This window comes from Natrinema salinisoli (assembly GCF_020405205.1).
Taxonomy (GTDB): Archaea; Halobacteriota; Halobacteria; order Halobacteriales; family Natrialbaceae; genus Natrinema; species Natrinema salinisoli.
Window position 1 is genome coordinate 4106776 of the sequence record NZ_CP084469.1, and the last position, 22972, is coordinate 4129747.

Sequence of the window (22972 nt, forward strand, 5' to 3'; positions counted from 1 at the left end):
GTGGTAAAGTCTAACACGCATACATGTCGACGGCGACCGTTCGCGGAACGATCAGGGGAATGGGTGAGCAGGCGAATCCGGCCTTCGCCGTGGCCGTCGTGTTGCTTCCGGTGGCCGCACTCGGCTACGCACTGACGATCGCAACGGTCGAGCAACACACCTACATCCACGTGATGGCGGGGATTCTCTGGACGGGCATCGATATCTTCATCGGGACCGTACTCGGGCCGGTCATCGGCGGGCTCGACGACGAACAGAGCTCGGCCGTCTTCCAGCGTCTCACGCCGAAGACGGCGTTTCTGCTCCCGTCACTGGCGTTCGTCACCATCGCCGGCGGCATCACGCTTGCCCAGCGGATCGAAATTTTTCCGCACGCCGAACCGTGGTTGGCACTGTTCACCGCGGCGAACCTGATTCCGATCCTCCTGCTCCTCGGGTGGCGATTGAACGCGTGGGACGATCGGCGCTGGCAGGTCCCCTTCGCACTCGCGACCGTCGGCTCGCTGGTCTGGGTCGCGTCCACCGTCGGCGAGTTCGCGATGACCGAACCGACGGTCGCCGTCGCGCTCGGCATCGTGACGATCCTCTCCGTGCAAGGCTTCGGCTTCCTGCTGCCCGGCGAACTCCGAATGTACAGGGAAATGCGCTCGGCGAACCCGGATCACTCGGTCATCGCCGCGATCGGTCAGCAGAACGCGATGCTCGGGGGCGTTCAGGGGTTCTTCCAGCTACTCTTGATTCTCGACATGGTCTATCTCCGCTACGGGGGCTTTCCGTTTTAGAACGAGTGAGGCCTCCGAGGAGGAGAAGCTCTCTCGGCAATCTGGCACGGAATCGAACTGAAAAGTGGGACGAGGCGAGGAGACGGGCGCGGGCGTGGTCGCTCGGTTCCCGGGAACCGAGCGCGCGACGGGCCGGAGCGACGCGCTATGCCGGGTAGACGTGAAAAGCGCCTGTACCGGCATCAGCAACAAAGACGTGGCGAAGTAAAAAGTCAGCGGTCGGCGTCGGGACGGGCCGCGGTACCGCGGGTACTACAGCCGCCTATCCCGTAGCGCCGGGAATTCCTCGCGGACGTCCCCGACCGTTTCCGGCTCGAGCTCGGCCGTGACCAGCGCTGGCTCGTCGCCGCTCGAGGCCAGCGAGACGCCCCACGGATCGTAGACGCTCGAGCGACCGAGTAGCGTGGCGTCCTCGAACTCACCGGAGCCGTTGATCGTCGCCACGTACGCCTGATTCTCGATCGCGCGGGCTCGCGAAAGCGTCTTCCAGTGCTCGATGCGCGGATAGGGCCACGCGCTCGGGACGAGGACCAGTTCGACGCCGTCGTCGACCAATCGTCGGTAGAGCTCCGGGAATCGCAGGTCGTAGCAGGTCGTCACGCCGACGGTGAAGTCCCCGATCGTCGCCGTCTCGAGTCGTTCGCCGGGGACGAGCAGCTGGGATTCCGCGGATTCGTAGCCGAACAGGTGCTGTTTGCGATAGACGAGGCGACACTCGCCCTCGGCGTCGAACAGCGCAGCGGTGTTCGCGAGCCCCTCGTCCCCGGGCGTCGCGACCGTTTCGGTCGCCGCGAGGTCTTCGACGATGCTGCCCGCGAGGACGGCGATGTCGTGATCGGCCGCCGCCTCACGGATCCTGGTGAAGGTCTCGCCGCCGAACGGCTCCGCGTTGCGCGCGTAGAGGTCGAACGCGAAGTAGCCCACGTTGAACAGTTCCGGCAGCGCGACCAGGTCCGCGCCGCGGTCGGCAGCCCGCGATATCGCCTCGAGCGCCCGGTCGACGTTCGCCTCGACCTCGCCGGCCTCCACCCCGATCTGTGCGAGCGCGAGCGTGAGCGGGTCGCCAGCGTTGCGTTCGGTATTCGCGGTGTCATTCATCGTCACACTGTCGCCACCCCACCACCGTTACTGTGTCGTCTGCAAGTCCCGCTCGAGCGCGCGCTGGAGGTTGTCGAGTTCCGAATCGAGATTGCGTTTGAAGAACTTCTCGACGCCCGGCAGCTTACCGTCGACGACGAAGTGATTCTCGAGGCGGGTTCCGTCGTCGGTCTCGACGATCTCGTGCTCGCCGGTGACGGTCATGACTTTGGATTTCCCGACGAATTTGACGTACTCCGGGGGTCTCCGCGTGACGTCCTCCGTATTTACGGTCACCGTCTTTCGGACGAGCGGAATCGGGAGTTTCACCTGCCAGGTTACGCGCCGTCCCTCCGGATCGTCCACCGAGAACTCCTGAACGACACTGATCGCCCGGGCGCGGTTTTCCGGATCGGCGATGAACTCCCAGACCCGCTCGGGCGGCGCCGCCACGTCGAACGACCGGTCGACCCGTACAGTCATGCCCGTACGTGAGCGATTGTCGGATAAAAAGACCGTGGACCGCGGGCGATAGCCCGTTTCGTTCGAGCGGCGCTGATCGGGGTACAGACTGGACGGGGAGAAGGTGCGGGCGACCACGACGTCGATGTCGATCAACTGATCGTTACTTTCCAGGTCGTCGACCGTGCTCGGCCCCACTTTTCGATGTCGACTTCGTCCGTCTTCTCCGCGAGATGGGGGAGACGAACGCCGACCTGTTTCGACGAGAGTCCGATCGCGTCCGCGATGTTTTTCGACCGGAAGTACTGCTCGCCGCGGGCGGCACTCTCGCGGAGATACGAGAGAATTCGCTGCTCTTCGTCGGAGTAGTCGGTCATCGTCCGTGCGTCCGCCTAGGTGGTCAGTGGTCTTAACTCTTAACGGCCGGTACGGGCGCGGTCCGACGCGGATCGGCGGTCATCCGTGACCCTGCTCGTCGTTACTCCCAGTAGAGATGGATACCGACGACCGCCAGCGAGCTAAAGAGAACGGCCGCGGCGAAGCCCCACGCAGCCGTCACGTCCGGTGCGCCAGTTAGCATCAACAGTGCGCCGATCACCGCGAGCACGCTCAGTGCGAGCGTCAGTCCGACGCCCTTGTCCGTCGCCTCGGATTCAGTAGCCATGCTCGAGCGTTGTGTGTGGGGTGTCTTAACTTCGTTCATTCCTGAGCGAACTGCCGGGCGACGACCCGGCTCTCTGCACTCTCTCGGTGGCCGCGGACTATCGCTGTGACCCGGCTCTCGACGCCTCTGTCACTTGATCGTCGTGTGCTCGGACTCCTCGTTGAGCGCCAGATTCGCCGCAATTTCGGCGTTTCGCATCGCGTACTGTGCCGTCTGCTGCAGACTGACGAGCACTTCCCGGACCCGGAGCAGGTCCTCGTTGTCCATCTCCGGGAGCCCCGAGAGGATCTCCTGCTCGAGGTCGGAAATCTCGTGGAACAGTGCTCGGACCTCGTTGGACTTGTCGTAATCGCGTTCGACGGCTGCCTCGACGGCTCGAGACGTGATCTCGTCGACCAGTTCGTTCAGCTCTCGGATCTGGCGCATGACGGAGCTGTCGACGTTGAGGCTGTGGCCCTCGGTCTCGATGACGATATCGGCGATGTCCTCGCCGTTGTCGGCGGTCAACTCGAGGTTCTTCGCGATCGAGCGGTAGCCGATCAGCGGGAAGCCGGTGTTGAGGCCGACCGCTCGCGCGAGGTTGGGGTTCTGGTAGGCCGTGAAGATCAGTCGCAGGAGGAGGACGAAGATCTTGTTCGCCTGTCGTTCGCGGTTCAGGGCGCGCTGGGCCAGATCGGGGTTGCCGTGGGCCAGCGCCTTGATACCCTCGCCGCGCATCGTCTGCCCGGTTCGCTCGAGGCGCTCGAGTAAGTTGTCGAGCGTGAAGTCCTCGGGATCGACCGAACAGCGGATCGAGATGCTCTCGGGCGTCTCCTCGATGACGCCCAGTCCCATCAGCTGCGTTTCGGCCTGGTAGACCGCGTTGATGTGGTCGGACTCGAGCGCGCCGTCCTCGCGTTCGATGCGGATGATGCGCCGTCCGAGGACGTACTGGGCGACGATCGCGCGTTCGACGGCGTCGGCGTCGAGATCGTCGGTGTGAATGATCGCTTCGGTCTCCTCCGAGCTCGCGGACTCGGGCATGACGGTCAGAGTCCCCTTCCCGCTGGTCCGGAGCGAGACCTCGTCACCTTTCTCGACGCCGTGTTCGGACGCCCATTCCGCGGGGAGCGTCATGGCGAGCGTCGACGGACCGAGTCGTTGCACTTTCCGCGTTTCCATGCGAGGCTCTAGGATCGACCCGACCTTAATCTTGACTATATGGTCATTATCAAAGAACGAATCGTTATATGGTTGATTTCAGTGACGGTCTTGAACGTCTCCTTAAATAATTAGGTCTATAGGGTAGTCCCTAGATCGTCCGGACCGCCTCAGACGACGTTGACGAGTCGGGTAGTAAAGCGGCCCGTCCTGACCTGCAGCCAGCCTCGGAGTCGGTCGTCGATCTCCTCGTCGTCGGTATCGACGCGCAACGAATCGATGTCGTCGAGTTTCTCGCCGGCAGCGACGACCGCGATATCGTCCGCCCGCCGGATCACTGCGGGGGAAATCTGGTGATTGCCGCGGCCGAAAATGAACCCCTGTCCGCCGATCGGCGACACGACGATCGTTACCGGGTCGGTGAGCGCCTCGAGAATCTCCGATTCGGCGGCGTCGCGGGCGAGCAGTTCTCCGCGCCCCGCTGTCCCGCCGTCGTCCGGTTCGGAACGCGCGCGCCAGACGTCTACACCGAGGGGCGACGGGTCGAGTCCCAGCACCGTCTCGATCGCGCCGACCGTACTGCCGGGTCCGAAGACGTAGGTTCGACCGGGTTCGACCTCGCGTGCGAACCCCGCGGCCAACGAGTCGACGCTGCCGCTCGAGACCTGTTTCCCGGACTGGACCGCCGGTGCGACCGGGACGCTGACGACCGCCTGAAGCTCCGTCCTGACCTCCCCCTCGCGATACGCGTCCTCGTCGATGTCGTTGACTTCGCGGGGTTCGACGCGATCGAACTCGGCGACGATTCGGCCGGCGTCGGCCGGCGTCACGCCGAACACCGACGAGTAGATCTTGACGCCGGCCGGGACGCCGAGCATCGGGGTCTCGTCGTCGTTCTCCTCTATGACCGTGGCGACGTCGACCGCAGTTCCGTCGCCGCCGACGAAGAAGACGAGGTCGACGTCGTGCTCGAGCAGCGCCTCGACGGCTGCCCGCGTATCGGCTGCCGTCGTGTCCGCGGTCGCGGGGTCGGTGGTGGTCGGGGATGACTGGTCCGTTCGATCCGTGGGATCGTAGACGACGGTCGGCTCGTAGCCGGCGTCTCGAGCCGCGTGTTCGCCCATTACGCCCGCAGCCGTGTAGACGGTGACGTCGGGTGCGCGACGGTGCAGCGATCGCAGCGCCTCGCGCGCCCGATCCGGCGCTCTCGGTTCGGCACCGCGCCGGCGGGCCTCCTCGAGTTTTCCGTCGGTTCCCTTCAGTCCGACCCGACCGCCCATCCCCGCGATCGGGTTCACGACGACACCGATGGACTCCATGGCGGGATATGAGGACGCCAGTGGCAAAGCCATATCGCAGCGCGTTCGCGGGCCTCGGCTCCGGAACGCGCGATCGACTCGTCGTCGGCCGGGGGTGGGTCTGCCAGCGACTCACTCGGTTTCTGAAAGACTAAGAGGGACGCGAACTGAGCCCCGAGCATGAACGAACTGATCGACGCTGCGGTTCTCGCGACGGAAACTGAGTTGCCGATGAGCGCCGTCGGCTGGGGAACGCTCCTTCTCGCGGTGGCGGTGACGGTGGCCTGGGCGGCCTCCCTCTACCGCTGAGCGCCCCACGTTACGGGGATTCGACACGCTCGCGGAGCCACGCGGTCGCTTCCGTGACGGTCGCCTCGTCGGTTCCCTTCAGTTCGATCCGGACCGACTCGCCTGGATAGCTTCCGACCGAGACGTCGAACCGCTCGCGGAGTTCGGCGATCCGATCGAGTAGTGCGCTTTCGGGCTCGTCTGCAACGACCGCGTCCCGATAGGTCGCGGTGCCGGTGAACTCCTCGGCGATCGACTCGAACATCGCTTTCATTTCCGAGGGGACGCCGGGAAGGACGTAGACGCCCTCGAGGACCGCACCGGGTGCGACGCCCGCCTCGTTGTGCAACGCTCGTGCGCCCGCCGGCAGGTCCGCCGTCCCCGATGCGAGGTCGTCGCGGGTGTAGCCGTCCTCCTCGAGCCAGGCGAGGGCGGCGTCGTGTTCTTCGACTGATCGACCGAGCGCGGCCGCGACGCCGTCCATGGTCACGTCGTCGTGGGTCGGCCCGAGCCCGCCGGTGACGACGACGGCGTCGTACTCGGCGCGGTACTCGTTGACGACGCGAGCGATGTCGGCGACCCGATCCGGGACGGTGGTCACGCGGTCGACGGTGACGCCGCGATCGGCGAGCCGTTCGCAGAGCCACGTGGCGTTCGTATCCGTCGTCCGTCCGGCGAGCAGTTCGTCCCCGACAGTCACGACCGCGACGTTCATACCGATTCGTTCGAGCCGGGACCTCAAATGCGTCTCGCCATCGGTGGTGTCGATACGATTCCATCCCAATCTCCGGCCGCCGATCTATACGTCAAATATATTAACAGCTTTGGCGGACTATCATATAAAGTAGTACTCTCGGTAACCATAAGATTCAATTCTGATAATTGGTAACGGAGACAGTATGTCTCGGAGTCGGACAGAACACGACGACGCAGATTCGGCGACGGTTCTCTCTGCATTGGGCAGTAAATACAGCGCGGAGATTCTCTGTGCGGCTGGAACGCCGAAGTCGGCACAGGCGCTGAGCGACGATATCGAGATTCCGATCGCGACCTGCTATCGCCGGATCGAAGAACTCGTCGACGCCGGCCTGTTGACCTGCGAAGGTCGCCAGCTCTCCGACGAAGGCCGACGAACGAATATCTATCGACGAACGCTCGATAAGATAGAAGTCGACTTTTCAGACGAGGTCCCCACGTTCTCGCGGAAACGCCGCACCGAGGCCAAGAACAGGTTGCAGGATCAACTCGAGGACTGAGTCCGAATCCGAACCCCGCGTGGTCGCCCCTCCGTGCGGTCCTCCGTCTGTCGAAGTCGTGTTCGAACGAACTGCACTACCTCGCTGATTCTGGCATAAGATCCTCTGCGCAAACAGAAACCCGACTAACCAGATCCGGTAGGACGGATCGACACGGCTCGGACATCCCCGTGCTCGATCCTCCAGCTTTAAGTATTCTCGAAGGAATACTCCAGTATGACTGAACGCATCGGAAGCCAGGCGACCGAAGAGACAGTCGACGCCAGTTCCGTCGACGGATCGGTCGTCGGAACCCGACGAATCCTCCACGTCGGACGCGACCGACCGATACGGATCAGCGCCGGCCATCGGATCCAGCACCACGACGGCAAGTGTTCGCGCCCCCACGGCCACAACTACGAGATCGCCGTCACCGTCGCGGGCGAGCTGACGGAGGAAGGGTGGGTCGCGGACAAGGGTGATATTACCGACGTGATCTCCGAGTGGGACCATATGTTTCTCCTCGAGGCCGACGACCCCCTTGTCGAGGCCTTCGAAGCGGCGGGGGACGACGATGGCGTGGTCGTCCTCGAGCACCCACCGACGGCCGAGGTGATGAGCGTGCTTCTGGAACGAAAACTCGAGGCGGCGCTGCCCGAGACCGTTACCGACGTCGCAGTACAGGTCAGCGAGACGAGCGAACTCTGCGGCGGGAGCGAGATCTGAGATGCCCGTCTCCGATTCCGTCGATCGCGAGTCCGGATCCGACAGCGATGCTGAGGACGGTGACTCGCCCGCGGGACTGCCGATCAACGAACTGTTCTACTCCCTGCAGGGCGAGGGAACCCTCGCCGGCGTTCCCTCGGTCTTCGTCCGCACGAGCGGCTGTAACCTCCGGTGTTGGTTCTGCGACTCCTATCACACCTCTTGGGAGCCGACCCACGCGTGGCTGGGGCTCGAGGAGATCCTCGCCGAGATCGAGTCCCACGACGCCGATCACGTGGTCCTCACGGGCGGGGAGCCGCTGCTCCACGAGGAGAGCGTCGGCCTGCTCGAAGCCCTCGACGAACGGGGGTATCACACGACGGTCGAGACCAACGGCACGATCTACCGAGACGCGCCGATCGACCTCGCCTCCGTGAGCCCGAAATTGGAGAGCAGTACGCCGACGGCCGAGCGCGATCCCAAGGGCGACGGCGAGTGGGAAGCGCGCCACGAGCGCGACCGGATCGATATGGATTCGCTCGCTCGGCTGGTCGAGACCTACGAGTTCCAGCTGAAGTTCGTCGTGACCGACGACGAAGACATGCCGGAGATCCTCGACCTGCTCGCGGACCTCCGCGACGTCGCAGACGGCCCGGTCAGCGACGACGACGTCCTGTTGATGCCCGAGGGCGCGACCCGGGAGCGCCTCGAAGAGACCCGCAACCGCGTCGCCGAGCTGGCGATGGAGTACGGCTTCCGGTACACGCCGCGGCTCCACGTCGACCTCTGGAACGACGCGCCCGAAACGTAACCACCGCTCGATCTACGATGACCGATACCACCACGACCACCGATTCCGCGACCGACGAACAGACTTCTAAACGCGCCGTCGTCCTCCTGTCGGGCGGCATGGACAGCGCCACCGCCGCCGCCGTGGCCCGCGACCGGGGATACGAAATCTACGCCCTGCACACCTCCTACGGCCAGCGCACCGAGGACCGCGAACTCGAGTGCGCTCGCCGGCTGGCGGACGAGTTCGACGCCGCCGATTTCCTGCGGATCGAGACGGGACACCTCTCGGCGATCGGTGCCTCGAGTCTGACCGACGACGAGATGGCCGTCGCGGACGCCGACATGGAGAGCGACGAGATCCCCACTTCCTACGTCCCGTTCCGGAACGCGAACCTGCTCTCGATGGCGGTCTCCTACGCCGAGGCCAACGACTGCGAGGCGGTCTTCATCGGTGCCCACAGCGAGGACTTCTCGGGGTATCCCGACTGCCGCCCGGAATTTTTCGACGCCTTCGAACGGGTGGTCGACGTCGGAACGAAACCCGAGACCGATATTTCGATCGAAGCGCCCTTCGTCGAGTGGTCGAAGACCGACATCGCCGACCGCGGAGTGGACCTCGAGGTCCCCTACGAACACACCTGGAGTTGCTACCGCGAGAACGAGCCCGCCTGCGGCACCTGCGACGCGTGTGCGTTCCGGCTGCAGGCGTTCCAGAACATCGGCGTCCGCGATCCGATCGAGTACGCCGAGCGGCCGTCGTACGTCGACGAGTAGCGCCGGCGTCGTGGGCGTCGCCTCGCGACCGTTTCAGGCCGCGTCCACCGCCGACAAGAGGTCGTCGTAGTCCGGCTCGTTCGTCGGGTCGTCGGCGACCCAGCTATACGTGATCGTGCCGTCGTCGCCGAGGACGAACACGGCGCGGTTGGCGATCCCGTGCAGGCCGAGGTCCGGGATCTCGATCTCGAGCTCGTACGCCTCGATCGCCTCGCGGTCCATGTCGCTGACCAGTTCGAACTCGAGACCGTGTTCCTCTCGGAACGCGCCGAGCGAGAACGGTGAGTCCGCGCTGACGCCGATAATCCTCGCGCCGGCCTCTCGGAACTCGTCGAGTCGCTCCTGAAACGCCACCATCTCGTTGGTACACGGCGGCGTGAACGCCCCCGGGAAGAACGCGAGGACGACCGGGCCGTCGCCCAACCGATCCTCGAGGTCGAACGATTCGTGATCGCTCGTGCCGACGGTCGCGGTGAACCGCGGCGCGGTGTCGCCGTTGGAGACCATCGGATAGATGTCTGTCACGAACCGGATAAAGCTACGTGCTAATATAGTCGGTTTGCGCTCCGAACGGACGATTCTACGGCGTACCGATCGAACAGGTGATGAGTCACTCGCGCATCGCGACGGCGTCCCCCCGCGGTCACGCGTCGCGAACGCGGAGATACGTCGTGTAAACCGTCGTCAGCAGGCCGGTACGTTCGCTCTCGATCCCGAGCAGTTCGTGAGGAGTCTGTGCCGCCAGCTGCGGGTACTCTCGCTTCGCCCGCTTGTCCGTACTCCGGATCTCGAGGACGGCCTCGTCGGGTAGATCCTCGAGCGCCCGCTGGACGGCGGCAATGCCGTTGGCACAGCCGCGCCCGCGGTTGTCGACGGTCCGGTCGGGATCGACGTCCGGCAGCTCCGTCGGCACGGCCGCGTCAGTCATCGCCGGCCCCCTCCGTCGGCGTCGGATCGGCGGCGTCGGTCGTCGGTCCGTCCCGTTGACCGCCCACCTCCTCGAGATCGCAGACGCCGTCGATCGGCGAACACGCCCGCCACATCGGGCAGAGCTTGAAGATGACCACGAGGACGCCGATCGAGCCGAGTTTCGCCGCGACTGCGAGCCCGAGGAACGATCCCAGATAGGTCGGGACGTCCGTGCCGAGGGCGTCGACGGCCTGATAGAGCCCCGTCGCGATTAGCGTCGGAATGATGACCCGGACGGCCCACCGGAACCGCTCGAGCTGCTGGCCGGCGGCCCGGATCACGGCCGTCGTCGGGTACTCCTGGCCGGTCGGGACGGCGACGAAGATGTTCCAGACGGCCCCGCCGACCCACACCGCGAATGCCAGCAGATGCAGGACCCGGACCCCGACCGCGAGGCCGTCGCCGGCCCGGACCGCGACCTCGAGCGCGGCCGTCAGGACGATGGCACCCAGCGCCAGTCCGAGCGCCGCCAGCCCGAGCGGGCCGCGGAACCGGGCGTCGACCGATGCGGAACGCAGCGCTTGGATGCCGGCGGTCGCGACGAGTCCGAGGACCGCCGCCCCGAGAACGAGCACGGGGAGCGGCCGCGAGACGACTACGGCGTACCGGTCGATCGCGACGGCGGCCCCGGGGACGAGGACGACCAGCGATCCGATCGCGACCCGATCGAACCGGTCGTACATCCGCGCGCAGTAGGCGTCGGACCCGGTCTCGAGGTCGTCCGGGCGGACGAAGCCGTGCTTCCAGAGAAGGCCGCCGGCCAGCACGCCGAGGGCGACGAAGTAACCCCACTTGGCGAGCGCCACCGCCAGGCCCCCGTGGCCGGCGAGTCGGCTGGTCACCACCGTGCCGAGAAGTGACGCGGCCAGGATGATCGAGAGCGCGATTTTCGGAAGCGTGTACTTGTCGAAGAGGTCGTCCGCGGTCGTCTCGACGGACCGTCGCGTGGAGCCGGCCATACTGTGGGGTCACCCGTCCGGTCGTTGGGCCGATCGCCACTAAGGGCTGATCGCGGACATATTCGCTCTCGAGCCGCCTGCTGGCCGAACAGGTTCGGTTCCGCAACGGGCTGGCTGGCCCGACACCCGGTCCGCTTCGGACCCGCACGGACGAACCAGTTCGGCTCCGAACCTTAGCGTCCCGGCCGCCTACGGTCGCCCGAACCGCCATGACCGGAACCGACACTCGAGACACAACGACGCCGATTTCGTGGACGAGGGGGCGACGGGATCGCCCCGCTCCCATCGCGGAACGGGTGCCGTACGTCGAACTCCGCCTCGAGCATCCGTCGCCCGAGGCCGATCGGTTCGGCGACGCGTTCTTCCCGGACGCGGTCCCCTACGAGTACCGGGACGACCGGCGCGTGTTCTACTGGCGGTCGGTGCTCCCTCCCGACGGGCCGGCACCCGCCGACTGGACCGGCGTCTGCGCGACGACCCACGGCCTCCGCGCGCTCACCGGCGACGGTGCTCGATCGCCGCCGCTGTGGACGCGGGACGTGACGACCGGCGACGGGAGCGTCTCCGGTATCGATGCCGTCCGCGAAATCGTCGTCGACGGGACGGTCGGGGGCGACTCGACACTCGCCGCAGTCCGTGACTATTCGGAGCCCTCGATTGCGGTCCGGTCCGTCGACGCCGACGGGGTCGCCCTCGAGACGCCCGCCGGCTCGAGGACGGTGGCCCCCGGCGAGCGGACGACGGTCGAGTTGCCGCCCCAGTCCGTCCGCTTGGCGACCGACGGCGAGTCCCGAACCGTGACGCCGCGGCTTCGCGTCCGCTACCCCGGTCGTCGAACGGTGTATCACCCCGCTCGCGGTGCCGACGCCGCCGTCTTTCCCTCGTTCGGGCTCGGCCTCGAGACCCTGTCGAACCCCGTTCCTGTGCCGACCGCGACCGGCGAACTGGACGACCGCAGCCTGGCGGCCGCCCTTGGCGTCGACCTCTCGGAACGCCCCTATCCCGAGCGCGTCCTCTGGCAGGCCTTCGCGTACGGCGCGTTCGATCCCCACCGGGAGACGGAGCCGCGGCTGTCGCAGCCGAATGACGACCTGCTTCGGCTCGAGAACCCGGCGACGGCGTGATACCGTCGCCGTCGATCACCGTCGCGAGCCCGGCCGTCGACGCTCCACGACGGTTATGAGAGGCCGAATAAATTCGGGAGAGCCCCTATTCGAATTCGGTCCGTCGATTCGTTCCGATGGGAGACCTTCTCGACGTCCGCGACCAGCCTCGAGCCGAGCGACGAGACAGCGTGTTCGACCGCCTCGACCGGGCCGATCCCGGCAAGACGGTGGCGATCACCGCCGATACCGACGTCCGCCCGACCGTGGCCCAGTACCGCATCGAACGCGAGACGGCCCTCGAGTGGACGGTCGAGCGGGACGGCCCCGACGCGTGGGAGGTCCGCGTGACGATACGGGACGCGTCGGCGGCGGAATCGCCCGACTTCGACGTCCGGGAGATTTCGCCCAAGCGCCGACACGAGGTCCTGACCGACACGTTCGATCGCCTCGAGCCGGGCCAGGGGTTCGTCCTGGTCAACGACCACGATCCAGAGCCGCTGTATCACGAACTGCGATCGACCCACGGCGACATCGTCGGCTGGACGTACGAGAGCCGCGAGTCGGGCGAGTGGCGCGTCGAAATCGCGAAAACGGGCGAAAGCGAGGGCGAATCCGCCGACGGCGTCGCCGCGACCTTCGACGTCCGCGAGATCCCCAAGCCGGACTGGCATCCGACGATCCACCACCGGTACGGCAACCTCGAGGCGGGCGACGCGATGGAGATCGTCGCCCCCCACGAGCCCAAGCCGCTCCACCAGGAGTTCCAACAGCAGTACGGCGACGCCTTCGAGTGGGCGGTGATGGACCGATCGCCCGGCGAGGTCCGGGTCCGCATCACCAAGGAACCGGGCGCGGCCGACGGGGCCGACGCGGACGGGGCCGATCTCGCGGTGACGACCGAACTGGACGTCCGCGACCGGCCGCCGGCCGAGCGCCATGAGCGCATCTTCGACTCCTACGCCGACCTCGAGGCCGGCGAGGGGTTCGTGCTGGTAAACGACCACGATCCGAAGCCGCTGTACCACCAGTTCGACGCCGATGCCGGCCCGGCGTTCCGCTGGGAGTACCTGGTACGAGAACCCGGCGAGTTCCGCGTGCTGATCGGGAAAGCCGACTCCGGAGATCCGACGTCGACGGGCGATTCCTTGAGGGGATCGACTGAGACCAGCGGCCCTCGTGCGCCGTTCTGATCCGGAGACCGGTGTCGGATCTGACGGAAAGATTCACTTTCCGGGGGCATGAATTGAAAACCGATGGCCCGCCGGCATCGGCTACTCGAGTGGTTTCGAGACGAGGACGGAAGCTGGCAGTCGCCGGAGGGACGTCGCGGCGAACTCGTCGCGCTGGGTATTTGCCTCCCGGCGCTCGCCGTATACGTCCATTTCGATGTGGGACTTCCGCGGATCGCCGAGAACCGGCCGGCGGCGATCCTCGGCGTCTGGTGTGGCTTCCTCTACGCGACCTCCTATCGAACCGCGCTCGTCGAGCGGATTCCCGAGTGGGCCTCTATCGGGCAGGTCGTCTCCCTCCTGGCCGGCGGGTTCGGTTTCACGGTTCTCAAGGCCATCCACGTCGCCGATCCGACGGTCCTGTTCGTCCTCACTGCCGGCGGAACGGTCCTGCTGATTTACCTCGTCAGGCTCTGCTCGCCGCTTCACCCCGGTCTCGAGCCGCCTCGGCGCGGCGGGTCCCCGCCGACAGCCGTCGAGACCAACGCACCGGCCAGCGGAGGCGACGGCTGAGCGATCGGGCTACCACGCCGCCTCGAGGACGCCCTCGATTTCGCCGACGGTGGGGTCCAGCCCCGGCGGGGCGTTCGCCATAAACGGGTCGGCGAGGATGGCCTCCGCGACCGCGCTGAACTCCTCGGGTTCCGGTCCGTCGACGTCCCGCAGGCGCGACGGGAGCCCGAGTCCGTCCCGGATCTCGGTGACCGCGTCGACGACCGCAGCCTCGCGATCCGCGGCGTCGTCGACGCCGAGCGCGTTCGCGAGCAGCCCCGACCGTGCGTCTACCTCCTCCTGTTCGAAGCAGTACTCGAGGACGTGCGGGACGACGACGCCGTGGGCGGCCCCCTGCTGGACGTCGTACGTCCGTGTCAGGCCGTGGCCGAACGCGTGGACGATCGAGAGCGTCGTCTCGCCGGGTCGCGAGATGCCGTACTGGACGAGCACGATGCCCTCGAGGATCGTCTCGAAGGTCTCGGTATCGCGGTCGCCGTCGCCGTAGGCCCGGAGGCCGTCCGCGAGTTTCTCGAGACCGTGTCTCGCCGTCGCGTCGGTCACCGGCGTCGCGTTGCTCGCGTAGACGGTCTCGAGGCCCTTGTCGAAGCCGTTCATCGCCGAGCCCGCGAGCACAGATTCGGGCGTGGTCGCGACCAGTTCCGGATCGTAGACCGCAGCATCGGGCATCAGTCCCGGGTCGGAGACGCCGCCGCCGATTTCCTCGTCGACCAGTCCCGACTCGGGCGCGGCGGTGACCCCGGCGACGGTCGAGAGGTCGGCACCCGCGAGCGTGGTCGGGATCGCGACGATCGGAATCAGGCCGTCCTCGGGGACAGAAATCGTCCCCGTTTCGGCGAACTCGGCGGCCACCTCCCCAGCCGTGCGGTCGCTGGCCGCGAGGGTGCTGATGATTTTCGCGACGTCGAGGCTGCTGCCGCCGCCGAGGCTGACGAGGACGTCGGCCCCCTCCGTCCGCAGCCGCTCGCGCCCGTCGATCGCCGTCGCGAGTCGCTTTTTCGGCGTCGTCTCGTCGAACACGCCGGCCAGCCGATCGCCCAGTCCCGTCCTGACCGGGTCGATCACCTCGGGCGTGCTGCCGACCGTCGAGCCACAGACGACCAGGGCTCGCTCGAGATTCCGTTCCTCGAGTTCGGCCTCGAGGTCGGCGACGCAGCCGGTACCGAATCGGATCGTCGCGGGCTCGTACTCGAATCGAAACGCGGGGTCGCGGTCGCTCGACTCGGATCGTGTCATGGACTCCCGTACGGATCGCCGCGTGTTAAAAGCGCGATCTGCGGCGATTCGCTCACGGCCGCGGTCACCGTCATCAGCGCCGGCGAATCGGAGCCGATCTATTGCTCGTTCCGGTCGGCCCACGGACGGAGAATCGCGTGAACCGCTTCGTTCATCGGCACGTCGACGCCGACGTCGTCCGCGTGCCGAACGACGGAGCCGTGGAGGGCCTCGAGTTCCAGCCGCTTGTCGTGCGTCAGGTCGTAGTGCAGCGACGAGTACATTTCCGGATCGAGCTCCCGCGCGAACGTGAGCCACTCGTCGACGGTGTCGTCGGGGAGGTCGACCTCCTCCGCTCGAGCGACGGTACAGACCTCCTCCACGATCCGGCGGTACATCGCCCACGACGCGTCGCTCTCGCGAATCTCACCGATCGGAAGCCGACTCGCGGCGGTCATCCCCGCCTGCGCACAGATGAACGCGAACTTCCGCCAGAGCTCGACGCGGATGTCCTCGGCGAGCACCGCGTCGATCCCTTCGCTCTCCGAGAGAGCGGCGTCGAGCGCTTCGACTCGATCCGACCGTTCGCCGTCGAGTTCACCGTAAATGAATCTGGCCGGGCCGCCGGTGTGTTCGACGACGCCGGGGTCGCCGATGGTCGAGAAGATGTAGGCCACGCCGCCGACGACGTGTTCCTCGCCGATCTCCTCGGCGAGCCATCGTTCGTTGTCCACACCGTTCTGGAACGAGACGACGACCGTCTCGTCGCCGAGCAGCGGCTCGATATCCGCCGCTGCGTCTCGCGTATCGTGGGCCTTCACGCAGAACAGGACGTAATCACAGGGACCGATGTCGGCCGGATCGTCGGTCGCGGGCAATTCGACATTCGTGTCCCCGTGGATGCTCTCGACGCGCATTCCGTTGGACTCGAGCGCAGCGAGGTGGTCGCCCCTCGCGACGAGGTGGACATCGTGGCCCGCGTCGGCGAGTCGCGCACCGAGATAGCCCCCGACGCCGCCGGCACCGAAGACAGCGAATTTCATACGCGTCGTACGGATAGATCGGTCAAAGAGGTTGTGGCGGGGGATCTCGACGACGCGAGTCAGTCCTCGCTCGAGCCGACGGGCGGGCCGTCGAACGCCGGTAGTTTCGCTTCGATCTCCTCGCGCTCGTCCTCGAGCCACTCGGGAAGGGCGAGCCGCTCACCCAGTTCGTCGAGCGCCTCGTCTTCCGTGAATCCGGGCCCGGTCGTCGCCATCTCGAAGAGGATTCCGCCGGGTTCGCGGGTGTAGATCGACTGGAAGTACTTCCGGTCGATGACCTCCGAGGGGGACAGTCCCGCCTCGGCGTAGGCCGCTCGCCACTGTTCCTGTTCCTCGACGCTCTCGGCGACGAACGCGACGTGATGGACCGTTCCGACGCCCATTCGCCCGCGCCCGGCGTCGGTTTCGACCAGATCGACGATCGAGCCGGGACCACCGGTCGCGCTCCGGTAGCGACGCCGGCCGTCGATCCCGCCCTCGCGCTCGTACCCGAGCACGTCGGTCAGAATCGTCTCGGTGGGACCGAACCCGTCGACGGCCAGCGTCACGTTGTAGAACCCGCGCAGCTGGTGTTCGGTCGGAACCGGCCCGCCCTCCCACGGCGTGGCGTCGAATTCGGCGTCGTCGGCCGCGACGAGCTCGAGTTCGATCCCGTCCGGATCCGCGAATCGGAGGACCGTCTCGTCGAATCGGGCTTCCGACTCGACGTCGACTCCCTCGGACTCGAGGCGGTCGCGCCAGTAGTCGACCGACTCCGGCGGAATCGCGTAGGCGGTCGTCTGCGTCTGGCCGGCACCGAATCGGCCCTCCCGCCCCTGGTCCGTCCACGGGAAGAAGGTGATGTTCGTGCCGGGAGAGCCCTCCCCGTCGCCGAAGTAGAAGTGATAGGTGCCCGTGTCGTCGTGGTTGACCGTTTTCTTCACGAATCGGAGTCCGAGCGTGCCGACGTAGAAGTCGGCGTTCGCCTGCGGGTCGCCGGCGATCGCGGTGACGTGATGGAGCCCGGGCGTGTGCAGTGACATAGCTGTTCTAGGGAGGCACCGCTTGAATCGTTTGCTCGCGTTCGCGTCACCGGGGGACGCGCGGGTTACCACGGTAGTGGTGTCGCCATCGCCCCGAGGGCTCCGAGTCCGCTTCGCCGTCCGCCGCGACGCTGACGACGTCAGTATCCAGATCACTGAACCGGACCGACCACCTCACCAGCGAGAACACCAACACCCTCGTCGAACGCGTCGTCCGGGTCCTCGAGGAATCGGGCAGGGACATCGCGACGCCGGTCCCAGCGACCGGAAACGCAGCGTCCGAGAAGGCTCGAGCTCGGGCCGACCGTCGTTCCGGAGAGCAACTGGTATAGTTACTCAATTCGGAGTGAACGTCATGCGTCGAAGTGAATCAGTCTCGGTGACGGGTTTCGGCACCCGATCGGGATGGAGCCGAATACAGGCCGAACGTATCGAACGGACGGCGGCGACGACTGCCCCCATCATCTACCCGCCGTCGGTCGATCCGGCACCGGACGTCCACGTCTGGGACACGTGGTTTCTCCGCAACCGCGACGGTTCGATCGCCGAGATCGACGGCTGGCGGGTCGTCTTCTCGCTGACGGCCCCCGCCGACCGCCTGCCCGGGAAGCGACACGACGTCGCCACGATCCGGTACTTTTACTCTCGAGACGGGAAGCGATGGCACGACGGCGGGCCGGTTTTCGAGGCGGGGAACCCCCTCGGATCTCGGCAGTGGGCCGGCTCGGCACTGTACGACGGCGCGGGCGAGGCGGGCGACGGCTCCCGGTCCGGCGGCGAGATCTATCTGTTCTACACCGCCGCCGGCCACCGCGGCGAGTCGGAGCTTTCCTACCGGCAGCGTATCGCTGCGGCCTCCGGCGGCCGGGTTCGCGTCACCGACGACGAGTTCGGGATCGCCGGCCCCTTCGACCACGAGATCCTGTTGACGCCCGACGGCGACCGCTACGAAACCGAAGCGCAGTCCCGCGGTCCGATCTACACCTTCCGGGACCCCTGGTTCTTCGAGGACCCCGAGACCGGACGGACGCACCTCCTCTTCGAAGCGAACACCCCCGTTCGCGACCGAGCGGATCTCGAGGACGACGACCCGTCGAGTCTCGAGTTCAACGGGTCGATCGGTCTCGCGACCTCGCCCACCGGCGATCCGACCGACTGGGAGTTCGAACGCCCGCTCGTCGACGCCGTCCGCGTCAACCAGGAGCTCGAGCGCCCGCACGTGATCTACCGCGACGGCCGCTATCACCTGTTCTTCTCGAGCCATCGGCACACGTTCGCGCCGGGACTGGACGGCCCCGACGGGCTCTACGGATTCGTCGCCGATTCCCTCCAGGGCGAGTACCGGCCGCTCAACGATTCGGGGCTCGTTCTCACGAACCCCGAGAGCGCGCCTTACCAGGCGTATTCGTGGCTCGCCTACCCCCACGACGGGGAGATCCTCGTCTCGAGTTTCTTCAACTACTACGACCTCGGGTCGTTGCACATCGACGACGTCGGATCACTTCCCGCCGAGGAACAGTTCAGCCGGTTCGGCGGGACGCTCGCGCCGACGGTTCGGCTCGCGCTCGAGGGCGATCGCACCCGCGTGAGGGGCACGCTCGACCACTGGCAGCTTCCGGCGGGTGACGACGCGTTGCCGCCGCTGTTGACCGATTTAGTCGACGCGACGGACGAACAGGAGGACGGGACGGAGGGCTACGATACCGGCGCGGACTCGCCGGCGGCGTCCGCGGAGTAACCGTCCCGATACGTGGCCGCTCGTTACTCCCAGGCCGATCCCATCTCCCAGCACGACCACTCGACGCGTGCGGCTCCCTCGTGTGCCGCCAGCGACGCGCCGGTCGCGTCCTCCCGAGTCGGGTAGACGCGACCGGTCAGACACCGCCGCTCGTTCGCGAAGAGTTCTATCGCGGAGCCGTCGAGGAAAACGCGCAACGAGAGCGGCCCCGGTTCGTCGATCGGCATCGACAGCTCCTCACTTGCCGCGTCGGGGTCGAGACTCGAGTCGGTTCGGTCGATCGCGACCGAGTCGCCGTCGTAGCGGACCGTCGTCCGCTCCTCGCCGTCCGGCGTCTCGAGCAGCCGCAGTTCGACGGCGTCGGCGTCGGCGAGGTCGAGTTCCAGGTCGAGTTCGAGCGCCCTCCCGTCGGCGATCGAGACGGCGTCGGGTCCCTCGAGCGCGACTGTTTCGGTGCCGAGGCGGTCGGCCCGTCGGTCGACGAGTTCGTCGGCCGGCCGCTGGCGGAGCGTTCCGTCCTCGGCGAGGGTGAGTTCCCGCGGCACGGAGAGCGACCCCGACCAGCCCGCGTCCCACTGGGCCTCGGCCGTCCGCGTTTCGGGGAGCCACCCCCACGTGAGGGTCCGCCCGTCGGAGAGGTCCATGGACTGGGGCGCGTAGAAGTCGCCGTAGTCGAGGATCCCGGTCGCGTCCGACTCGAACGAGCCCGTCTCGAGGTCGAGCTCTCCGAGGAAGTAGAGGACGGTATCGTAGTTGGAGACGTGCAAGAGACGCTTCTCGCCCAGGTCGAGCAGTTCGGGACACTCCCAGACGTCGCCGGCCCCCTCCCAGTCACCCACGAGCAGCGAGCCGACGTACTCCCACTCCGTCAGCTCGTCGGCGACGTAGAGTAAGGCCGTTCCACCGACGTCCTGGACGCCGGAGCCGATGACGTGGTACCAGCGATCGTCCTCGGACCAGATGCAGTGGTCCCTGAACTCGGCCTCCCAGTGCTCCGTCTCGAGGATCGGCGGATCGACCGGAGCGCTTTCGATGACCGGGTTTTCGACGTGTTTCGTCCACGTTCGGAGCTCCTCGTCGCCCGCGGTCGCGAGACAGGGGAGCTGTCGCCGGCCGCGGCCGCCCGTATACAACAGCGTCGGCGTACCGTCGTCGACGACGGTACACCCCGACCAGCAGCCGCTGCGATCGGGACCGTTGGGCGAGGGCGTCAACGCGACGGGTTCGTCGCGCCAGTGGACGAGATCGTCGCTCACGGCGTGGCCCCAGTGGATCGCGTGGTGGTAGGGGCCGCCGGGATTGTACTGGTAGAAGACGTGGTACCGGCCGTTCCACTCGACGAGCCCGTTCGGGTCGTTGAGCCAGTTCGCGGGCGGGCTGATGTGATAGCGCGGCCGGTGTGGGTCGCTCGAGAGGGCCTCGCGATGCGCGGCGAGTTCGTCGGCGGACTTCGGTCGGCCGGTTAGCAGGTCGTCACTCGAGCCCGGACGTGAATCCGGGTTCGTGGTCGCGTTCGTCCCCGTTTCGCTGCCGGAACTCGCGAGATAACCGAGGGCGTTTTCGACGAGCCGCGTCGTGGTCTCGGTGAACTCGTCGGTCTCGTCCGCGTCCGGAGAACCGTCGAACGAGAGTGCAACACCGGCGCCGAGTACGGTTCCGTCGCCGATGGCCCACGAGAGGAGCGACGCCTCGTCGGGAACGTCGGCATCGTCGACGACGGTCGAACCGAGGACGTCCGCACGCTCGGGTAACAGTTCCTGATACCGTGCGAACGGTGCCGGGCGCGACGGACCGTGAGTGAGCAGCCGGCGACCGTCGAGTCCGTCGAACAGCGGATGGGAGGCGTAGATGGATTTCCGAAGGTAGCCGCCGGACCCCGGTGGCTCGTCGACGCCGGTGTGCTCCGGTGGAACCTGATCGATCCCCCATGCCGCGACCGCAGCGAGCGCATGAACGCTCAGTAACAATCCGCCGCCGTCGCGGACGAACGGTTCGATCGATTCCCTACAATCGGCGACCCGCTCCGTGATCGCAAGCCGTTCGTTGCGATGCCACCAGCAGACGTCGTAGTCGTCCAGCTCGACGTCACCCGTTCGAACCGCCGCCATCGAAATCAGGTCGACGGTGCCGACGTCGGCCGTCCGCGCCCAGTCGTAGGCCGTCCGCTGCCTCGGCGAGCACTGCTCGAGGTAGAGACATGCGATCCGCGGTGCGTCGCTCATTTCCTCATATTTCTTGTGTTGCGAGTAAAAACTCTCCCGGTGCGAGGCGGCGGAGTCGCCGACATCACCGAAACTGGCTCGATGAACTCGTTGAAACCGCCTTCGCCGGGTCTCCGTCACGGCCGAGTCGGACGAGCGATACCGCGGCGGACCCAAAGGATTAGCGCCTGTCCCCGGCTGCGAACGCGGCGAGACGATCCGACCCGAGGACGTGGCTCCCGTGCTCGCGAGCGAGCGAGGCGGGTTGAAAGGCGTTCCCGACGGCGCGACCGTCGTCCCGCTGCTCAACTAGGTCGACGACGCCGCCCGACGGGCCGTCGCTGAAGAGATCGCGACGGCGCTTCTCGAGCGAGCGCCGGCCGTGAGGCGCGTCGTGCTGGCGCGGATGGTCGCCGACGAACCGATGGTCGACGTGCTCGAATCCTAGCTGGATCGCTCCCCCTCGAGCCGCTCGGTCGCGTCCTCGAACTCCTCGCGGGTGTTGACGTTCTCGAAGGTCTCGAGCGCGGCGTGGTCGCGGATTTCGTCCTCGTCGACGACGACGTAGTCGAGCTCGAACAGCGGCTCGACGACTCGCCGCTCGTCTCGCTCGAGGGCGCGTTCGCAGGCCTCGATCATCGGTTCGGTACGGTAGACAGCCTGAGTCGTCTGGAACCACTGATCGTCGAGCCGCGGGACCGCGGCCTCGTGGCCCGCCGCTCGGTCGAAGAGGTGCTCGACGAGGGCGGGATCGACGAACGGCATGTCGCAGGCGACGACGAACGCGTACTCCCCGGCGGCCGCTCGGAACCCGGTCATGATCCCTGCCATCGGCCCGCGGTCAGGAACCGGATCGACTGCGAAGGACGTGGTCGGTCCGCCTTCGAGCGCGTCTCGGATCGCCGGAACCTGCTCCTCCCGGCAGTTGACGACGATCTCGTCGACGACTGGCTCGATCCGGTCGACAACGCGACGAATCATGGGCGTCCCGGCGAGGTCGGCGACGGCCTTGTCCTCCGCGCCGAAGCGGGTCGAGTGGCCGCCCGCGAGGACCACGCCCGTACGCATCCCTCCGCCGGTTTCGTGGGACATGAACGACCGTTCGTGGACCGATGGGAAAAATACCCGGTCGAAGTCCCAGCGGGAACGGGTGACGGCGGCTCATTTCGACAGCCGCCAGAGCGCTCGATAGAGGGTCCACAGGTCGCACTCGAGACGGCCGGCGAGCGATCGGCAGCGCTCGAGGTAGGTCTCGTACTCGGAAACCGACGGTGGATCGGGATAGTCCCGGGCGAGTTCCCCGGCCTCCCGGAGCGCCGCCCACTCGCGGGGGCCGACGACGACGAATTCCTCGGGGTCGACGAACATGAGAAACGCTGACGCGACGGGGACGTCGACTGCCTCGAGATCGGTCAGCGGGTCGATTCCGTCGGCAGCGTCAGTCGCGCCGACGGCGCCAGCGATGGCGTCCCGGACGGCTTCGAAGTCGTTGCTCCAGAAGCGTTCCTCCGCGTCCCGTCGATCCCTGTCCGGATAGGCACCCAGGAACCGGCGGTAGTACCACCGAACGACCCAGGCCGCGTCTCGCCGGCCGTACTCGCCCGACGCGAACGCGGCCGGGAGGGTCTCGAGTTGCTCCCGTTCGACCGCGTACAGAGGTTCTTCCTTCCGATACTCGCGGGCCCGGGAGTCCACGAGCGAAGGCGTAAGCTCCATCGTGCGGACGTTTCACACGTGAAACCGTCAGCGTTTCCCCGTCG

General features: G+C 66.7%; 27 protein-coding genes. 11 read left to right on the top strand and 16 right to left on the bottom strand.

Translation table 11 applies throughout. The annotated features are described in order from the left end of the window. Positions 1–59: 59 nt before the first annotated feature. Both LDB05_RS20380 and LDB05_RS20385 read left to right on the top strand, forming a co-directional pair. Complete coding sequence (locus LDB05_RS20380; RefSeq protein ID WP_425498612.1) at positions 60–782, top strand: hypothetical protein; 723 nt, start codon at positions 60–62, stop codon at positions 780–782. Positions 783–846: 64 nt separating this feature from the next. Beyond that, positions 847–990, top strand: coding sequence for a hypothetical protein (locus LDB05_RS20385; RefSeq protein WP_226005799.1), 144 nt, complete (start codon positions 847–849; stop codon positions 988–990). 44 nt (positions 991–1034) lie between these two features. On the opposite strand, the gene LDB05_RS20390 is transcribed toward LDB05_RS20385, so the two are convergent. The 6 genes from LDB05_RS20390 to LDB05_RS20415 all read right to left on the bottom strand — a co-directional run bounded on the left by LDB05_RS20390 (position 1035) and on the right by LDB05_RS20415 (position 5444). After that, positions 1035–1880 carry a carbon-nitrogen family hydrolase gene (locus tag LDB05_RS20390; RefSeq protein ID WP_226005800.1) on the bottom strand — a complete coding sequence of 282 codons (846 nt, stop codon included), beginning with the start codon at positions 1878–1880 and terminating at the stop codon, positions 1035–1037. 27 nt (positions 1881–1907) lie between these two features. Beyond that, positions 1908–2342, bottom strand: coding sequence for an SRPBCC family protein (locus tag LDB05_RS20395; RefSeq protein WP_226005801.1), 435 nt, complete (start codon positions 2340–2342; stop codon positions 1908–1910). A 131-nt stretch (positions 2343–2473) separates the two neighbouring features. Then, complete coding sequence (locus tag LDB05_RS20400; protein ID WP_226005802.1) at positions 2474–2698, bottom strand: DUF7123 family protein; 225 nt, start codon at positions 2696–2698, stop codon at positions 2474–2476. Positions 2699–2799: 101 nt separating this feature from the next. Then, the gene (locus LDB05_RS20405) at positions 2800–2985 is read right to left on the bottom strand and encodes a DUF7525 family protein (RefSeq protein WP_226005803.1); all 186 of its coding nucleotides are present in this window, start codon (positions 2983–2985) and stop codon (positions 2800–2802) included. A gap of 129 nt (positions 2986–3114) precedes the next feature. Then, positions 3115–4146, bottom strand: coding sequence for a phosphate signaling complex PhoU family protein (locus LDB05_RS20410; protein WP_226005804.1), 1032 nt, complete (start codon positions 4144–4146; stop codon positions 3115–3117). A 149-nt stretch (positions 4147–4295) separates the two neighbouring features. Then, positions 4296–5444: an ATP-NAD kinase family protein gene (locus tag LDB05_RS20415; protein ID WP_226005805.1), complete on the bottom strand. Its 1149-nt coding sequence runs from the start codon at positions 5442–5444 to the stop codon at positions 4296–4298. Between the two features lie 159 nt (positions 5445–5603). Between LDB05_RS20415 and LDB05_RS23450 the strand changes: the two genes are divergently transcribed. After that, positions 5604–5732, top strand: coding sequence for a hypothetical protein (locus LDB05_RS23450; protein ID WP_284145781.1), 129 nt, complete (start codon positions 5604–5606; stop codon positions 5730–5732). Between the two features lie 10 nt (positions 5733–5742). Here LDB05_RS23450 and LDB05_RS20420 read toward each other — a convergent pair whose 3' ends face one another. Beyond that, on the bottom strand, positions 5743–6426 hold the full coding sequence (locus LDB05_RS20420; protein ID WP_226005806.1) for a competence/damage-inducible protein A: 684 nt from the start codon (positions 6424–6426) through the stop codon (positions 5743–5745). A gap of 184 nt (positions 6427–6610) precedes the next feature. Here LDB05_RS20420 and LDB05_RS20425 point away from each other — a divergent pair, with 184 nt between their 5' ends. The 4 genes from LDB05_RS20425 (at position 6611) to queC (ending at position 9217) form a co-directional block, all read left to right on the top strand. Next, a complete protein-coding gene (locus LDB05_RS20425) occupies positions 6611–6967 on the top strand; it encodes a winged helix-turn-helix domain-containing protein (RefSeq protein WP_226005807.1) in 357 nt (118 codons plus the stop codon). 216 nt (positions 6968–7183) lie between these two features. After that, positions 7184–7672 (top strand): 6-pyruvoyl trahydropterin synthase family protein, encoded by a 489-nt coding sequence (locus LDB05_RS20430; protein ID WP_226005808.1) that lies wholly within the window; start codon positions 7184–7186, stop codon positions 7670–7672. Position 7673: 1 nt separating this feature from the next. Beyond that, positions 7674–8462, top strand: a complete 789-nt coding sequence (locus LDB05_RS20435; RefSeq protein WP_226005809.1) for a 7-carboxy-7-deazaguanine synthase QueE — start codon at positions 7674–7676, stop codon at positions 8460–8462. A 17-nt stretch (positions 8463–8479) separates the two neighbouring features. Continuing rightward, on the top strand, positions 8480–9217 hold the full coding sequence (queC, locus tag LDB05_RS20440) for a 7-cyano-7-deazaguanine synthase QueC (RefSeq protein ID WP_226005810.1): 738 nt from the start codon (positions 8480–8482) through the stop codon (positions 9215–9217). A gap of 33 nt (positions 9218–9250) precedes the next feature. Here the strand turns inward: queC and LDB05_RS20445 are convergent, their stop codons facing one another. The 3 genes from LDB05_RS20445 to LDB05_RS20455 form a co-directional block, all read right to left on the bottom strand. After that, positions 9251–9724, bottom strand: a complete 474-nt coding sequence (locus tag LDB05_RS20445) for a redoxin domain-containing protein (RefSeq protein WP_226005811.1) — start codon at positions 9722–9724, stop codon at positions 9251–9253. 136 nt (positions 9725–9860) lie between these two features. Beyond that, positions 9861–10145, bottom strand: coding sequence for a sulfurtransferase TusA family protein (locus tag LDB05_RS20450; protein WP_226005812.1), 285 nt, complete (start codon positions 10143–10145; stop codon positions 9861–9863). Next, on the bottom strand, positions 10138–11145 hold the full coding sequence (locus LDB05_RS20455) for a hypothetical protein (RefSeq protein ID WP_226005813.1): 1008 nt from the start codon (positions 11143–11145) through the stop codon (positions 10138–10140). The genes LDB05_RS20450 and LDB05_RS20455 overlap by 8 nt, the downstream gene beginning before the upstream one ends. 209 nt (positions 11146–11354) lie before the next feature. Between LDB05_RS20455 and LDB05_RS20460 the strand changes: the two genes are divergently transcribed. The 3 genes from LDB05_RS20460 to LDB05_RS20470 all read left to right on the top strand — a co-directional run bounded on the left by LDB05_RS20460 (position 11355) and on the right by LDB05_RS20470 (position 13993). Next, complete coding sequence (locus LDB05_RS20460) at positions 11355–12269, top strand: hypothetical protein (protein ID WP_226005814.1); 915 nt, start codon at positions 11355–11357, stop codon at positions 12267–12269. A 116-nt stretch (positions 12270–12385) separates the two neighbouring features. Further along, positions 12386–13441: a DUF2249 domain-containing protein gene (locus tag LDB05_RS20465; RefSeq protein ID WP_226005815.1), complete on the top strand. Its 1056-nt coding sequence runs from the start codon at positions 12386–12388 to the stop codon at positions 13439–13441. 63 nt (positions 13442–13504) lie between these two features. After that, a complete protein-coding gene (locus LDB05_RS20470) occupies positions 13505–13993 on the top strand; it encodes a hypothetical protein (RefSeq protein WP_226005816.1) in 489 nt (162 codons plus the stop codon). A gap of 9 nt (positions 13994–14002) precedes the next feature. On the opposite strand, the gene LDB05_RS20475 is transcribed toward LDB05_RS20470, so the two are convergent. The 3 genes from LDB05_RS20475 to LDB05_RS20485 form a co-directional block, all read right to left on the bottom strand. Further along, positions 14003–15229, bottom strand: coding sequence for an iron-containing alcohol dehydrogenase family protein (locus LDB05_RS20475; protein ID WP_226005817.1), 1227 nt, complete (start codon positions 15227–15229; stop codon positions 14003–14005). Between the two features lie 98 nt (positions 15230–15327). Further along, positions 15328–16251 carry a 2-dehydropantoate 2-reductase gene (locus LDB05_RS20480; RefSeq protein ID WP_226005818.1) on the bottom strand — a complete coding sequence of 308 codons (924 nt, stop codon included), beginning with the start codon at positions 16249–16251 and terminating at the stop codon, positions 15328–15330. A 59-nt stretch (positions 16252–16310) separates the two neighbouring features. Next, the gene (locus LDB05_RS20485; protein WP_226005819.1) at positions 16311–17273 is read right to left on the bottom strand and encodes a ring-cleaving dioxygenase; all 963 of its coding nucleotides are present in this window, start codon (positions 17271–17273) and stop codon (positions 16311–16313) included. 355 nt (positions 17274–17628) lie between these two features. On the opposite strand from LDB05_RS20485, the gene LDB05_RS20490 reads away from it, so the two are divergent. Next, positions 17629–19011 (top strand): glycoside hydrolase family 68 protein, encoded by a 1383-nt coding sequence (locus LDB05_RS20490; RefSeq protein WP_226005820.1) that lies wholly within the window; start codon positions 17629–17631, stop codon positions 19009–19011. A gap of 23 nt (positions 19012–19034) precedes the next feature. Here LDB05_RS20490 and LDB05_RS20495 read toward each other — a convergent pair whose 3' ends face one another. The 3 genes from LDB05_RS20495 to LDB05_RS20510 all read right to left on the bottom strand — a co-directional run bounded on the left by LDB05_RS20495 (position 19035) and on the right by LDB05_RS20510 (position 22928). Beyond that, complete coding sequence (locus LDB05_RS20495; RefSeq protein ID WP_226005821.1) at positions 19035–21233, bottom strand: GH32 C-terminal domain-containing protein; 2199 nt, start codon at positions 21231–21233, stop codon at positions 19035–19037. A gap of 423 nt (positions 21234–21656) precedes the next feature. Further along, on the bottom strand, positions 21657–22304 hold the full coding sequence (locus LDB05_RS20505; protein ID WP_226005822.1) for a molybdenum cofactor guanylyltransferase: 648 nt from the start codon (positions 22302–22304) through the stop codon (positions 21657–21659). 69 nt (positions 22305–22373) lie between these two features. After that, positions 22374–22928, bottom strand: a complete 555-nt coding sequence (locus LDB05_RS20510) for a hypothetical protein (RefSeq protein ID WP_226005823.1) — start codon at positions 22926–22928, stop codon at positions 22374–22376. Positions 22929–22972 lie beyond the last annotated feature (44 nt).